At 66.4% G+C, this 13,925-nt stretch carries 15 protein-coding genes; 3 read left to right on the top strand and 12 right to left on the bottom strand.

Annotated elements, in window-relative coordinates:
- Both V7778_RS22115 and V7778_RS22110 read right to left on the bottom strand, forming a co-directional pair.
- Positions 1-940 (bottom strand): PDR/VanB family oxidoreductase (locus tag V7778_RS22115; protein ID WP_335559232.1); only part of this gene is annotated, 940 nt, incomplete at its 3' end.
- On the bottom strand, positions 937-1,992 hold the full coding sequence (locus V7778_RS22110; RefSeq protein WP_335559231.1) for an aromatic ring-hydroxylating dioxygenase subunit alpha: 1,056 nt from the start codon (positions 1,990-1,992) through the stop codon (positions 937-939). The genes V7778_RS22115 and V7778_RS22110, both read right to left, overlap by 4 nt.
- 136 nt (positions 1,993-2,128) lie before the next feature.
- On the opposite strand from V7778_RS22110, the gene V7778_RS22105 reads away from it, so the two are divergent.
- On the top strand, positions 2,129-2,614 hold the full coding sequence (locus tag V7778_RS22105) for a MarR family winged helix-turn-helix transcriptional regulator (RefSeq protein ID WP_335559229.1): 486 nt from the start codon (positions 2,129-2,131) through the stop codon (positions 2,612-2,614).
- Here the strand turns inward: V7778_RS22105 and V7778_RS22100 are convergent.
- From V7778_RS22100 to V7778_RS22065, 8 genes are all read right to left on the bottom strand, one after another.
- Positions 2,611-3,735, bottom strand: a complete 1,125-nt coding sequence (locus V7778_RS22100) for an ABC transporter substrate-binding protein (RefSeq protein WP_335559241.1) — start codon at positions 3,733-3,735, stop codon at positions 2,611-2,613. The genes V7778_RS22105 and V7778_RS22100 overlap by 4 nt on opposite strands.
- Before the next feature lie 179 nt (positions 3,736-3,914).
- Positions 3,915-4,616, bottom strand: coding sequence for an ABC transporter ATP-binding protein (locus tag V7778_RS22095; RefSeq protein WP_335559228.1), 702 nt, complete (start codon positions 4,614-4,616; stop codon positions 3,915-3,917).
- Positions 4,609-5,364 carry an ABC transporter ATP-binding protein gene (locus tag V7778_RS22090; protein ID WP_335559227.1) on the bottom strand — a complete coding sequence of 252 codons (756 nt, stop codon included), beginning with the start codon at positions 5,362-5,364 and terminating at the stop codon, positions 4,609-4,611. The genes V7778_RS22095 and V7778_RS22090 overlap by 8 nt, the downstream gene beginning before the upstream one ends.
- Complete coding sequence (locus V7778_RS22085) at positions 5,361-6,347, bottom strand: branched-chain amino acid ABC transporter permease (protein ID WP_335559239.1); 987 nt, start codon at positions 6,345-6,347, stop codon at positions 5,361-5,363. The genes V7778_RS22090 and V7778_RS22085 overlap by 4 nt, the downstream gene beginning before the upstream one ends.
- 59 nt (positions 6,348-6,406) lie before the next feature.
- Positions 6,407-7,273: a branched-chain amino acid ABC transporter permease gene (locus V7778_RS22080; protein WP_335559225.1), complete on the bottom strand. Its 867-nt coding sequence runs from the start codon at positions 7,271-7,273 to the stop codon at positions 6,407-6,409.
- A gap of 75 nt (positions 7,274-7,348) precedes the next feature.
- Positions 7,349-8,551 (bottom strand): 3-oxoadipyl-CoA thiolase, encoded by a 1,203-nt coding sequence (gene pcaF, locus V7778_RS22075; protein WP_335559222.1) that lies wholly within the window; start codon positions 8,549-8,551, stop codon positions 7,349-7,351.
- Positions 8,548-9,204: a CoA transferase subunit B gene (locus V7778_RS22070; protein WP_335559237.1), complete on the bottom strand. Its 657-nt coding sequence runs from the start codon at positions 9,202-9,204 to the stop codon at positions 8,548-8,550. Before V7778_RS22070 ends, pcaF begins: the two co-directional genes overlap by 4 nt.
- A gap of 8 nt (positions 9,205-9,212) precedes the next feature.
- On the bottom strand, positions 9,213-9,878 hold the full coding sequence (locus V7778_RS22065; RefSeq protein ID WP_335559219.1) for a 3-oxoacid CoA-transferase subunit A: 666 nt from the start codon (positions 9,876-9,878) through the stop codon (positions 9,213-9,215).
- 172 nt (positions 9,879-10,050) lie between these two features.
- Between V7778_RS22065 and V7778_RS22060 the strand changes: the two genes are divergently transcribed.
- Complete coding sequence (locus V7778_RS22060; RefSeq protein ID WP_335559217.1) at positions 10,051-10,896, top strand: IclR family transcriptional regulator domain-containing protein; 846 nt, start codon at positions 10,051-10,053, stop codon at positions 10,894-10,896.
- Between the two features lie 7 nt (positions 10,897-10,903).
- Here V7778_RS22060 and V7778_RS22055 read toward each other — a convergent pair whose 3' ends face one another.
- Positions 10,904-11,995 (bottom strand): porin, encoded by a 1,092-nt coding sequence (locus V7778_RS22055; protein ID WP_335559215.1) that lies wholly within the window; start codon positions 11,993-11,995, stop codon positions 10,904-10,906.
- Between the two features lie 175 nt (positions 11,996-12,170).
- Here V7778_RS22055 and V7778_RS22050 point away from each other — a divergent pair, with 175 nt between their 5' ends.
- Complete coding sequence (locus tag V7778_RS22050; RefSeq protein WP_335559212.1) at positions 12,171-13,346, top strand: ABC transporter substrate-binding protein; 1,176 nt, start codon at positions 12,171-12,173, stop codon at positions 13,344-13,346.
- Positions 13,347-13,356: 10 nt separating this feature from the next.
- On the opposite strand, the gene V7778_RS22045 is transcribed toward V7778_RS22050, so the two are convergent.
- On the bottom strand, positions 13,357-13,824 hold the full coding sequence (locus V7778_RS22045) for a MarR family winged helix-turn-helix transcriptional regulator (RefSeq protein ID WP_335559210.1): 468 nt from the start codon (positions 13,822-13,824) through the stop codon (positions 13,357-13,359).
- Positions 13,825-13,925 lie beyond the last annotated feature (101 nt).

Here is a 13,925-nt window from a genome sequence, read left to right as displayed (position 1 = left end):
TCCTGCTCTTCGCCCGCGAACAGCAGGGCGTGAACTGGTCGTTGGCGGCGCGCTCCTCGTCGGTCAAGTACATATCGCGGTGATCGGGCACGCCGTCCACCACGCGCGTCAGGCAGGTGCCGCACACGCCTTCCTCGCATGAGTAGGGAATGTCGACACCCTGCTCGGCGAGGACCTGGATCACCGTGCGGCCGGCCGGCACGCTCACCACCTTGCCGCTCGAGGCCAGCTTGACGTCGAAGGCCTGGTCGCCCGTGGTATCGATCACGGCGCCGGCGAAATACTCGACGTGCAGCTGCGCCTCCGGCCAGCCTTGCGCCCTGGCGCTCGACAGGATGTGCTCGATGAAGCCACCCGGACCGCAGACATACAGGTGCGTGCCCTCGTCCGGCTGCGCCAGCAGCGTGGGAGCATCCAGCCTGCTCGCCACGTCGTCGTCGAAATGAAAATGCACCTGCCCCGCGAATCCGGACGCCCCGATCCGCTCCCGGAATGCGGCCAGCGACGGCGAGCGCGTGCAATAGTGCATTTCGAAAGCCGCGCCCCGGGCGGCCAGGGCCTCGGCCATCGCCAGGATCGGCGTCACGCCGATGCCGCCCGCCAGCAGCAGCGTGCGTCGCGCCTCGACCAGGGGAAAATGGTTCCTGGGCGCGCTGATCCGGAGCACCGTCCCCTCCCGCACGCGCTCGTGCATGGCTTGCGAACCGCCGCGCGAAGCGGCATCGCGCAGCACGCCGATCAGGTAGCGGTGGGTCTCGTGCGGAGCATTGCACAGCGAGTACTGGCGCACCAGCTGCTCGCCCAGGTGGACATCGATATGGGCACCGGCCTCGAAAGGCGGCAAGGACTGGCCGTCGGTGCGCACCAGTTCGTAGCTGCAGATGCCGTCCGCCTCGCAGCTGCGGGCCGCGACGCGCACTTCGATCGTGTCCGCGCTCATGCCGCCTGGTCCTTCGCTGCCGCCTGCGGGCGTTCGCGCGCCAGCCATTGGTCGATGATGCGGCGCGATTGCACGCCGCCGGCGTCGATATTCAGCATCAGGAGCTTGCGCTCGGGATGGCGCAGGATGTTCTGCTGCTGCAGCTCCAGCATCTCGCGGTCTTCACCGAAGATCTTGCCCTGCCCTTCGCGAATCGTCTTCGTCAATTCCACATCGTCCGGCTTGAACTGGCGCGCCATGCCCCAGAAATACCAGTGCGAGGTCTCGGTCTCGGGTGTGATGAAGTCCACCACGATACTCGACACCTTGTGGGCGGGGTCGGCGTGGTAGCCGCCCTTGCCCGCATGGGCCACGCCCACTTCGATCATCACGTGGCTGGGCGCGTTGAAGCGGCAGATCTGCCAGCGGTCCACCGGCACGTCGTCGGCCAGGCCGTTTCCGCGCAGGGCCGCGCGCCAGAACGGCGGCGCGCCGATGTTCTCCATGAAGCGGCTGGTGATGACTTCCTCGCCTTCGACCCTGGTCGTCACCGGTGCTTCGTCGATCTCCTTCTGCCCGATGCTCGAGGCGTGCACATAGGTCTCGTGGGTCAGGTCCATCAGGTTGTCGACCATGAGGCGGTAGTCGCAATTGATGTGATACAGCCCGCCGCCATAGGCCCATTCCGGATTCTCCGCCCACTCCAGGCGGTGGATGGCGGCCGGATCGGCCAATTCCTTGTCGCCGGTCCAGACCCAGATGAAGCCGTAGCGTTCTTCCACCGGATAGCTGCGGATGCAGGGAAAGCCGCGCACGCGCTGGCCGGGCATGCTGACGGTCTTGCCTTCGCAGCCCATCTCCAGGCCGTGGTAGCCGCATACCAGATTGCCGTCGCGGACGAAGCCGAGCGACAGCGGCGCGCCGCGGTGGGGGCAGAAATCCTCGACCGCGGCGACCTTGCCGCCCTGGCCGCGGTAGAACACGATCTTTTCGCCGCAGATCTGCCGGCCCAGCGGCTTGCCTTCGATCTCGTCCGGCGTACATGCCACGTACCACGCGTTTTTCGGGAACATTGTCGTCTCCTGTCTCGTCAGATGTTTTAATATTCAGTGCACTGAATGTTTAGAAAAGTATCTTCCTTTTGCGGGCCGAAGTAAACTCCGGTTTCGATGTTTTTTGTTGGTGCACCGCACCACGCCAGGACCAGCCATGCCGACCAGCCAAGCGCAGCACCACCTCGACCTGTACGAACACCCGGGCCACCTGCTGCGCCGCGCGCAGCAGATATCGGTGTCGCTGTTCTACGATGAACTGGGCACCGAGCTGACCCCGGTGCAGTATGCGATCCTGAGCCGGCTGGCCGACCATCCCGGCATCGACCAGGTGTCGCTGGCGGGCCTGGCGGCGATCGATACCTCGACCGGCGCGACGGTGTGCGCACGGCTGGAAGAGAAAGGACTGCTGGAGCGCAAGGTCATCCCGCACAACCGCCGCCAGCGCGCGCTCAGCATCACGCCTTCGGGCGCTCGGCTGCTGGAAGAACTGGAAGCGGGCGCGCTGCGCCTGCGCGAGCGTCTGCTGGCGCCGCTGGCAGCGGCCGAGCAGCGCCAGTTCATGGAACTGCTGGCCAAGCTGGTGAGCGGGAACAACGAGCAGAGCCGCGCGCCGCTGGCCCTGCCCTCCTCAGGCGTTTAGTCCACGCCCGGGTCGCGGACCTTCTCGACCGTGTCGAACTCCACGTTGAACACGCCGCCATTGGCCTGCTCGGCCTTGCGGATGTAGACGTTCTGGACGATGTCGCGGGTGGCCGGGTCGATCGAGACCGGGCCGCGCACGCTGGTCCAGGCGGCGCCCTTCATGGCCTCCACCAGTTTCGTCCCATCGCTGTTGCCGCCGGTTTTCTTCAGGGCCGCGTACAGCAGCTGCATGCCGTCCCAGGCGCCGACCGCGTGGAAGTTCGGGCGCAGGCCCTTGTTGGCCTTGCCGAAGGCGGCGACGAAGGCCTTGTTTTCCGGCGACGGGTGGGCGGCCGAATAATGGTGGCTGCTGACCACGCCCAGCGCGGCCGGTCCGATGCTCGGCATCAGGTCGTCGTCCAGCACGTCGCCGGTGGCGATCAGGCGGATGCCGGCCTTGTCCAGGCCGCGGTCGGTGAACTGCTTGAGCACCGCAGCGCCCTCGCCCGAAGGCACGAACACGAACACGGCGTCCGGCTTGGCGTCCTTCACCCGCGCCAGGAAAGGCGCGTAGTCCGGATTGCGCAGCGGCGCGCGCAGGCTGGCCACCACCTTGCCGCCGGCGGCGCCGAAGTCCTTGACGAAGACCTTCTCGGCATCGATGCCGGGACCGTAGTCGGAGACGAAAGTCACCACCGACTTGATGTTGTTCTTTGCAGCCCACTGCGCCATCGGCGCGGTCACCTGCGCCAGGGTGAAGCCGGTGCGCACGATGTAGGGCGAGCGCTCGACGATCACCGAGGTGGCGGCGTTCATCACGATCATCGGTACCTTGGCCTGGGTGGCGACCGGCGCGGCGGCGAAGGCCAGCGGGGTCAGGCCGAAGCCGGCCAGCACCTGCACGCGGTCGCGCGCCACCAGTTCCTGGGCGATGCGCTTGGTCACATCGGGCGAGACGCCGCCGTCGTCCTTCAGGATCACCTGGACCTGGCGGCCGGCGACGGTATTGCCGTTCTGCTGCAGGAAGAGCTTGACGGCGGCGTCGACCTGGCGGCCGGTGGAGGCGAAGGGGCCGGACATGGGCACGATCAGGCCGACCTTGAGCGGCTCGGCGGCGACGGCGACGCCGGCGGACAGCATGGCGGCGCCCAGCAGGATGTGACGGCGGATCTGATTCAGTGGTTTCAAGATGGTGTCTCCATTTGTTGTAGGGTGGACGGGTTCCCCGTCCACGCGTTCAAGCGGCGGCGATCGGCCCGGGCGCAAGGATTCACGCCTGAACGATCGCCGCGTGGGCGGGGAACCCGCCCACGCCACGGCTACGCGACTGCCACCAGGCGGTCGAGTTTTTCCCCATCCGCCAGCAGGCTCGCGCTATCCGAGTCGTGCACGATGCGGCCACGGTCCAGCACGATGGCGCGCGAGGTCAGCGAGAGCGCCAGGCGTGCATGCTGCTCGACCACGATCACCGACATGCCTTCCTCGGCCACCAGGCGCCGGATCACGCGCACCAGTTCCTGCACGATGATCGGGGCCAGCCCTTCCATCGGCTCGTCCAGCAGCAGGATGCGCGGATTGGTCATCAGCGCGCGGGCGATCGCCAGCATCTGCTGCTCGCCACCCGAGAGCTGGTTGCCCATGTTGGCGCGGCGCTCCTGCAGGCGCGGGAAGATCTCGTAAACCTTCGCCAGGGTCCACGGGCCGGGGCGCGCCACCACCGTCAGATGTTCCTCCACGCTCAAGGAAGGGAACATATGGCGTTCCTGCGGCACCCAGCCCAGGCCTTCGCGCGAGCGGCGCCAGGTCGGCACGCGCGCGATGTCGGCACCGGCCCAGCGGATCGCGCCGCGGTGCAGGCGCGTCAGGCCCATCAGGGTCACCAGCAGGCTGGTCTTGCCCACGCCGTTACGGCCCAGCAGCGCGAGACTGTCGCCCTCGTGCATCGTGAAGGACACGTCTTCGAGCACGATCGATTCGCCGTAGCCCGCCGTGACCTTGTCCAGAGCAAGCAGCTCAGCCATGTTCCACCTCACCCAGATACACTTCTTTCACACGCGGATCGGCCGCGATTTCGGCCGGCGTCCCTTCGGTCAGCACCTTGCCGCCCACCAGCACCGTGATGCGGTCGGCGAAGCGGAACACCAGACCCATGTCGTGCTCGATGAAGACCACGGTCACGTCGCGCGGCAGCTGGGCGATCACCTCGAACAGCTCCTTGCTTTCGGCCTGGGGAATGCCGGCGGCGGGTTCGTCTAGCAGCAGGATCCTGGGCTTGGTCGCCAGCGCCAGCGCGATCTCCACCAGGCGCTGCTTGCCGTAGGCCATGCTGCGGGTGACGCTGTTGGCCTGGTCGGTCAGCCTGAGGGTGGCCAGCAGCGCCATCGCCTCGTCGATCACGTCCTGGTGCTTCTCGACCGTCTTGTACCAGCAGCTCGGCAAGCCGCGCCGTTCGCAGATCGCCAGCGCCACCGACTCGAGCACGGTCATGCCCGCGAACAGGGTGTTGATCTGGAAGGTCCGGGTCATGCCCAGCTTGACGCGCTTGTGCTGCGGCAGCTTCGTGATGTCCTGGCCGCCCAGGTAGACCGCGCCGCTGGTCGGCGCCAGCGCGCCGGTCAGCAGGTTGATGAAAGTGGTCTTTCCGGCGCCGTTCGGGCCGATCAGCGCATGGCGCGAGCCGGGCACGAAGTTCAGGCAGACGTCGGTATTGGCCTTGAAGCCGCCCCACTGCTTGCACAGCGAGTCGGTACGCAGGGTGTTGTCGTTCATGCTGCCTCCTTGCGTTTGGCGGGCTTGAGGCTGGCGATGAGTTTTTCGCCGCCGCCCAGGATGCCGCCGCGTGCGAACAGCACGATCAGCACCAGCAGCAGGCCGATGTAGAACTGCCAGTAGGCCGGATCCAGCCCCGAGATATAGTCCTGGGCCACCATGAACACGGCGGCGCCAATCAGCGCGCCGTACAGGCGGCCGGTGCCTCCCAGCACCAGCATGATGAGCAGTTCCGCCGAGCGCGGGAAGCCCAGCACGTCGAGGCCGACGAACTGCGTGGTCTGGGCCAGCAATGCGCCCGCGATGCCGGCAACGGCGGCGCTCACGGTGTAGATGGCGCGCAAGCGGCGGTCGACGTTGGCGCCGATGGCCGGCATGCGGCGACCGCCTTCGCGGATGCCCCGCAGCGACAGGCCGAAGGGCGAATGCACCAGGCGGCGCATGGCCACGAACAGGATGAACAGCACGCCGAAGCTGTACCAGAATGCCGTCTTGCCGAACAGGTCGAATTCGAAGGTGCCGAACAGATTGTTCATGACCATGCCCGACAGGCCGTCGACGCCGCCGGTCAGGAAGGCCGCCTTGTTCGCGGCTTCGAACAGCATCAGGCCGATGCCGAGGGTGACCATCAGGCGCGCCAGGTCCTGGCCGCGCACCACCAGGAAGCTGACGAAGAAGCCGAACAGGCCGGCCACCAGCGCCGCCGCTCCCAGTCCGGAGATGGGTTCGCCCCAGCCGTGCACCGACAGCAGGCCGGCCGTGTAGGCGCCCAGGCCGAAAAAGGCCGCGTGGCCCAGCGAGACGATGCCCGCATAGCCCAGGATCAGGTCGAGCGAGAGCGCGAACAGGCCGACGATCATGATCTGGCTGACCAGAACCAGGTAGTTCGGGAAGAGGAAATAGGACGCTACCGGCAGCAGCCAGAACACGATCTCCAGCGGTTTCCAGCGGTCGTTCGGCAGGCGCAGGGTGCCAGGCTTCATCGTGGCCTCAGGCTTGGCGTCGATCGGGGCGGCCTTGACCGCCGAGGTGGAAAAGGCGTTCATGCTTTCCTCCGTACGAGGCCGGCCGGGAACAGGATCAGCAGCACGACCATCAGGGTGTAGATGACGAAGGCGCCGACTTCCGGGACATAGTATTTGCCGGCCACGTCGAACACGCCGAGGATCAGCGCCGCGATCAGCGGGCCCTTGATCGAACCGGCGCCGCCGACGGCGACCACCAGCAGGAAGTAGACCATGTACTTGACCGGGAAGCTCGGGTCCAGGCCCAGCACGTCGATGCCCAGGCCGCCCCCCAGTCCGGCCAGGCCGGAGCCCAGTGCGAAGGTCAGGCTGAACACGCGGCTGACGTTGATCCCGAGGCCTTCGGCCGCGGTCTGGTTGTCGACCGAAGCACGGATCTGGGCGCCGAAGCGGGTGCGCTCGATCAAGAGGTAGAGGCCAAGGGTTACCAGGACCACGACCGCGATCAGGAACAGGCGATAGGAACCCAGGTCGAGGCCCAGCACATTCACCTGGCCGCGCAGCCAGTCCGGCAGCTGCACCGGCTGCTGGGTCGGGCCGAACAGGAAGGTGGCGCCGGCCACCGCCATGAAAGTCAGGCCGATCGAGAACAGCACCTGGTCCAGGTGGCTGGCCTTGTACAGGCGGCGGTAGAGCGTGCGTTCCAGCAGCAGGCCGACAAGGGCGGCGGCGATGAAGGCCAGCGGCAGGGTCGCCAGGAAAGGCAATCCCATGCGGTTGAGCAAGGTCACGCAGACGAAGCCGCCGATCATGGCGAAGGCGCCGTGCGCCAGGTTGACGAAGTTCATCAGGCCCATCGTCACCGACAGGCCGACGCTAATCAGGAACAACAGGCTGCCGTAGGCGACGCCGTCGAACAGCACGCCGATCATGTTGCCGATCATGGCTGCCTCCTGTTTTGTGCTCGTGGTATTTTCATGTTTTGTCTCCTGCTTCTCTTCCTGTAAAACCTTACGAAATCAGACGCGCTCGATGACGATCGCGATACCCTGCCCCACGCCGATACACATGGTACACAAGGCATAGCGCCCCCGTGTGCGGTGCAGCTGGTACATGGCCGTCGTCACCAGACGCGCGCCGCTCATGCCGAGCGGATGGCCGAGCGCGATGGCGCCGCCATAGGGATTGACACGCGGGTCGTCGTCGGCAATGCCGAGCTCGCGCAGCACCGCCAGGCCCTGCGAGGCAAAGGCCTCGTTGAGTTCGATGATGTCCATCTGGTCGATCGACATGCCCAGCTGGCGCATCAGCTTTTGCGTGGCCGGCGCCGGGCCGATGCCCATCACGCGCGGCGCCACGCCGGCGGTGGCCATGCCGACGATGCGCGCGCGCGGGGTGAGGCCATACTGGGCGGCCGCTTCCGCGCCGGCGATCAGGAGAGCGCAGGCGCCGTCGTTGACGCCCGAGGCGTTGCCGGCGGTGACGCTGCCTTCGGCATGCACCACGCCTTTCAATTTGGCCAGGGCCTCGATGCTGGTCTCGCGCGGGTGCTCGTCCTGCTCGAAGCGGACCGGATCGCCCTTCTTTTGCGGCACCAGGACCGGCACGATCTCGTCGGCGAACAGGCCGTCGCGCTGGGCGCGCGCGGTCTTTTGCTGGCTGGCCAGCGCGAAGCGGTCCTGGTCCGCGCGCGACACCTGGTAGTCCACCGCCACGTTTTCGGCCGTCTCGGGCATGGCGTCGGTGCCGTACAAGGCCTTCATCTGCTTGTTCGGAAAGCGCCAGCCGATGGTGGTGTCGTAAATCGCGGCGTTGCGCGAGAACGCGCTATCGGCCTTGCCCATCACGAAAGGCGCGCGCGTCATCGACTCGACGCCGCCCGCGATCATCAGGCGGGTTTCACCGGCGCGGATGGCGCGGGCGGCGATGCCGACCGCGTCCATGCCCGAGCCGCACAGGCGGTTGACCGTGGTGCCCGGTACTTCGGGCGGCAGGCCGGCCAGCAGCGCCGCCATGCGCGCCACGTTGCGGTTGTCCTCGCCGGCCTGGTTGGCGCAGCCGTAGACGATGTCGTCCACCGCGCTCCAGTCCACGCCTGGATTGCGCGCCATGAGTTCGCGCAGCGGGACCGCGCCCAAGTCGTCGGCGCGCATGTCCTTCAGGGCGCCGCCGTAGCGGCCGATCGGGGTGCGGATCGCATCGCAGATAAACGCGTCGGTCATGCCTGCTCCTTGTCTTGTGGGGCCAGCAGCTCGGCGTCGGTGACGGCCTGCAGCTCGGCGAAAGTAAGTCCTGGCGCCATTTCGCGCACCGCCAGCCCCTGCGGGGTGACGTCGAGCACGGCCAGGTCGGTATAGATGCGGTTGACGCAGGCGACGCCGGTCAGCGGGTAGCTGCACTGGCGGACGATCTTGCTTTCCCCCGTCTTGGTCTGGTGGTCCATCATCACGAACACCTGCTTGGCGCCGATCGCGAGGTCCATCGCACCGCCGACGGCGGGAATGGCGTCCGGGGCGCCGGTGTGCCAGTTGGCCAGGTCGCCCTTGCTGGATACCTGGAAGGCGCCCAGCACGCAGACGTCGAGATGGCCGCCGCGCATCATGGCGAAGGAGTCGCCGTGATGGAAGTAGGCGCCGCCGGTCAGCAGGGTGACCGGCTGCTTGCCGGCGTTGATCAGGTCTTCGTCTTCTTCGCCGGGAGCGGGCGCCGGGCCCATGCCGAGCAGGCCGTTCTCGCTGTGCAGGAAGACTTCGCGGTCGCTCGGCAGGTAGTTGGCCACCTTGGTCGGCAAGCCGATGCCCAGGTTGACGTAGGCCCCCTCGTGGATGTCCTCGGCCACGCGGGCGGCGATCTGGTCGCGGCTATACCGGTTCAATGCGGCGTTCATGCTGCCTCCTTTACCACGCGCTGGACAAAGATTCCCGGCGTGACGATGACTTCCGGGTCGAGTTCGCCGAGCGCGACGATGTCCTGGACCTGGGCGATGGTGACCTTGGCGGCCATCGCCATGATCGGGCCGAAGTTGCGCGCGGTCTTGCGGTACACCAGGTTGCCCCAGCGGTCGCCGCGCAGCGCCTTGATGAGCGCGAAGTCGGCGTGGATCGGCGACTCGAGCACGTAGTTGCGGCCGGCGATCTCGCGCGTTTCCTTGCCTTCCGCAAGCAGGGTTCCGTAGCCGGTCGGGGTGAAGAAGCCCCCGATGCCGGCGCCGGCCGCGCGGATGCGTTCTGCCAGGTTGCCCTGCGGGGTCAGTTCCAGTTCGATCTCGCCGGCGCGGTAGAGCGCGTCGAAATGGTGGGAATCCGCCTGGCGCGGGAAGGAGCAAACAATTTTGCGCACGCGCTTCGCCCTGATCAGCGCCGCCAGCCCCGTCTCGCCGTTGCCGGCATTGTTATTGACGATGGTGAGTTCGCGCGCGCCCTGGGCGATCAGCGCATCGATCAGCGCCGACGGCATGCCGGCGTTGCCGAACCCGCCGATCATGACGGTGGCGCCGTCGTGCACATCGGCGACGGCGCGTTCCAGCGTTTTAAAAGTTTTATCGATCATGTTCTTTCGCCTGTCGCGTGCAGCCATGGGCCGCACGCTTGAAATAGTGGCTCTGTTGTTCGATAATCGCACTAATGATCGATTACCGTCCATCCAAGTGTATCGAGTGGTGGATGAAAAGGTCAAGAAAAAAGAGCAATCGAAGCGCCCTTCCCTGCATTAAAATCTCGCCATGACCACATCGACAACAAAACGAAGTACCGAGCCAGCCACCGAAGCCCCCGAGGAACGCGAACCGACGATCGCCGAACAGATCGACGCCCTCACCGACCCGAGTTTCATGACTTCGCTCGCGCGCGGCCTGGCCGTGGTGCGCGCCTTCAGCGATTCGCGCAAGCCCCAGACCATTGCCCAGATCAGCCAGAAGACCGGGATCCCGCGCGCCGCCGTACGCCGCTGCCTGTACACCCTGCAGCAGCTCGGCTATGTCGATGCCGAACTGAACAATTTCTCGCTGCGCCCCAAGGTGCTCACCCTCGGTTATTCCTACCTGTCCTCGACGCCGCTGACGGTGTCGAGCCAGCCCTACCTGAACGGCATCTCGCGCGAGCTGGGCGAATCCAGCTCGCTCGCGGTGCTGGACGACGGCGAAGTGCTGTACGTGGCCCGCGCCGCCGCCACGCGCGTGATGTCGGTGGCGCTCAATACCGGCAGCCGCCTGCCCGCCTACTGCACCTCGCTGGGCCGCGTGATGCTGGCCCACCTGGCGCCAGCCGAACTCGATGCCTATTTCGCCCGCACCAAGCTGCGCGCCATGACCGAACGCACGGTCGTGAACCAGAAGCGCCTGCGCGAGATCCTCGCCGGCGTGCGCCAGGACGGCTACGCGGTGAACGACGAGGAACTCGAACTCGGCCTGCGCTCGATTTCGGTGCCGGTGCGCGGCGCCTCCGGCCAGGTGCTGGCGGCCTTGAACGTGGGCGCCCAGGCGGGCCGCGTCAGCGTGGAGCGCATGAAGCAGGAGTTCCTGCCCGTCCTGCTGCGCGGCGCCCAGGAACTCTCGGTGCTGCTGCCCTGAGACCCGGTCAGAAGTGGTGACGCAGGCCGGCCATGACGCCGTTCTGCGTCATGCCGACGCCCACGGTGCCGCCGGCGTCCAGGGCCACCGCCGAGGCGCCGTCGTTGTCCATGCGGCCGACCGCGCCGTATACATGGGTACGCTTCGACAGCGAATAGGTCAGGCGCGCCACCAGCATCGACACATCCGAATTCGAATTCTTCTGGTCGCGCTTGGCCCATTGCGCGTCGATGGTGTACGCGCCGATCGGGTGGCTGGCGCCGAAGTACCACAGCGCCGATTCGCTCAGGCCGGTCGAGGCCTTGGTTTCGCGGTCGATCACCCCGGCCCCCAGCTTGGTCGCGCCCAGCATGACATAGCCGTTCACGGTGGTGCGCACGTCGGTGTTGGCACTGCTGCTCAGGCCGAAGGCCGCGCCCGTGTTCCCGTATAGCTTGTCGTAGGACGCGTTCAGTCCCCAGGCCTTGGTCTCGTAGCCGAGCAGGCCGGTGTACTGGCGGCAGGCCTTGGAATTGCCCGCCACTTCGCCGCCGCAGTTGGTGGCCGCCGGGCCGCCCGCCGCAGAGGCGTCGCGCCCGAAACTGTAGGTGGCGCCCACCACCATCCCGCTGAAACTGCCCATGTAGCCGATCGCGTTGTCGCTGCGCGCGTTCGGCAGGTAGGGGTCGATGCTGCCGATCGCGAACAGGTGCGGGCCCAGCACGTCGGTCTTCAGACCCGAGATATAGGTCATGTTGTTCTGGCGGCCCAGGGTCAGGGTGCCCCAGGCGCCCTTCAGGCCGACCTGGGCGGCGCGGCCGAACAGGCGGTTGCCCTGGCCCGACACGCCCGTGTCCATCGCGAAGCCGCTTTCCAGCACGAAGAAGGCCTGCAGGCCATTGCCCAGGTCCTCGGTGCCGCGAAAACCCACGCGCGAAGGGAAGGAGCTGGTCAGCGAAGGCATCTTGGTGGCCGAATCGCCGGCGGCGTTGACGTTGGTGACGCGGGCCAGGCCGGCATCGACGATGCCGTAGACCTGGACATTGGTTTGCGCCATGGCGCCGGACGCGGCCAGGCCGCAGGCGAGCGCGACCGCGCTGCCGAGGGTGTTGTTCTTCATGCTGTCTCCTGTGGAATGTTATTACCTGTGCGATTATCGAACAAGAGGTTGTTAATCGAACGGTGAAGCGATACTATTTGCGTAACGGAAGCTTGTCAACAACCCGTTTTAAAATGACGGACGTGGACAGGCGGCTTCCGGGCTGGCACCAGACCACACCAACAGGAGACAACTCATGAAGTTCAAGACGATGGCGGCGCTGGCCGTCACGACCGCATTCGCCGTCCCGCTCGCGCAGGCCCAGGACACCATCAAGGTCGGCGTGATCGCCGCGTTCTCCGGTCCGTTCGCGGACTATGGCAAGCAGATGGAAGGCGGCATCAAGGCCTGGATCGCGAAGAACGGCGACACGGTGGCAGGCAAGAAGATCCAGGTGATCTACAAGGACACCACCGGCCCCTCGCCCGAGATCGCCAAGCGCCTGGCGCAGGAACTGGTGGTGCGCGACAAGGTGGACTTCCTGGCCGGCTTCGGCCTGACTCCGGAAGCGCTGGCGGTGGCGCCGATCGCCCAGCAGGCGAAGAAGCCGATGATCGTCATGAACGCGGCGACCTCCATCATCACCACCAAGTCGGATTACATCGCGCGCTTCTCGATGACCTTGCCGCAGATCTCGGCGCCGATGGGCGACTGGGCGGTGAAGAACAAGATCCGCAACGTGGCCACCGTGGTGGCCGACTACGGCCCCGGCATCGATGCCGAGAAGGCCTTCAGCGAGCGCCTGGCGAAGAACGGCGGCAAGGTGGTCGAGGCGATCCGCGTCCCGCTGCGCAACCCGGAATTCGCACCCTATATCCAGCGCATCAAGGACGCGAAGCCGGACGCGGTGTTCGTGTTCGTGCCGGCGGGTGAGCAAAGCATCGCCTTCATGAAAGGCTACCGCGAGCGCGGCCTGCTGGACGCCGGCATCAAGGTGATCGCCACCGGCGACCTGACCGACGACCATGTGCTGCCGGCCATGGGCGACGCGACCCTGGGCGTGATCACCACCTTCCACTACTCGGCCGCGCACAAGTCGCCCGAGAACGAGGCCTTCCTGAAGAGCTTCGCCGGCGCCAACCCGAAAGGCGGGCGTCCGAACTTCATGGCGGTGGCGGCCTATGACGGCATGAACGCGATCTACCAGGTCAGCCAGAAGCTGAACGGCAAGATCGACGGGCCGAAGGCGATGGCGGTGCTGAAGGGAATGAAGATCAACAGCCCGCGCGGCCCGATCAGCATCGACCCGGCCACGCGCGACGTGGTGCAGACCGTCTACGTGCGCAAGGTCGAGAAGATCGGCAACGAGCCGTACAACGTCGAGTTCGACCAGTTCCCGAACCAGAAGGATCCGGGCAAGGAAGGCAAGTAATCCCGCTGATCTAGAGGCCCTGCACGCTCAGGGCCTTCACCGCCGCGCGCAGCTGCCCATGCAGCAGCGCGCGCGCTTCCTCCCCCAGCGCGGGGAACATCTGCTCTTCCACCTCCACCACCCTGGCGTCGCACGCTTCCAGAATCGCCTCGCCCGACGCGGTCAGGCTGATCTGGATGATGCGGCCGTGCGCCGGATCAGGCTTGCGCTCGATCCAGCCCTTCCCTTCCATCTGCTTGACCATCTCGTTGGCCGACTGCGGCGAGATCATCGTGCGCGTGGCCAGCTGCGCGTTCGACAGCGAGCCGTGCGCGCGAAACACCGACAGCGCCGTGTACTGCGGCACCGACAGGCCGGCGGGCGCGAGGCTCTCGCGCAGGCGCTGGTTGAGCACGTGGTCGAGGCGTCCGACCAGGTAGGCGAGACCCATCGGGCGTGGGGTGACGGAGGGGGTCGGGGATTTTTTTTGGGTGGCCATGAAAAAGTGCTTGTAAAGCGGATCGGGTACGCATAGTATAAGACACATATCAGGTAGCCTGATACTGCAATCCGATAACAATGCTTACTACTGAGGAGACA

Origin of the sequence: Massilia sp. DD77 (assembly GCF_036961685.1) — a bacterium.
Lineage (GTDB): Bacteria > Pseudomonadota > Gammaproteobacteria > Burkholderiales > Burkholderiaceae_D > Telluria.
This window is presented reverse-complemented; position numbering and strand designations above follow the sequence as displayed.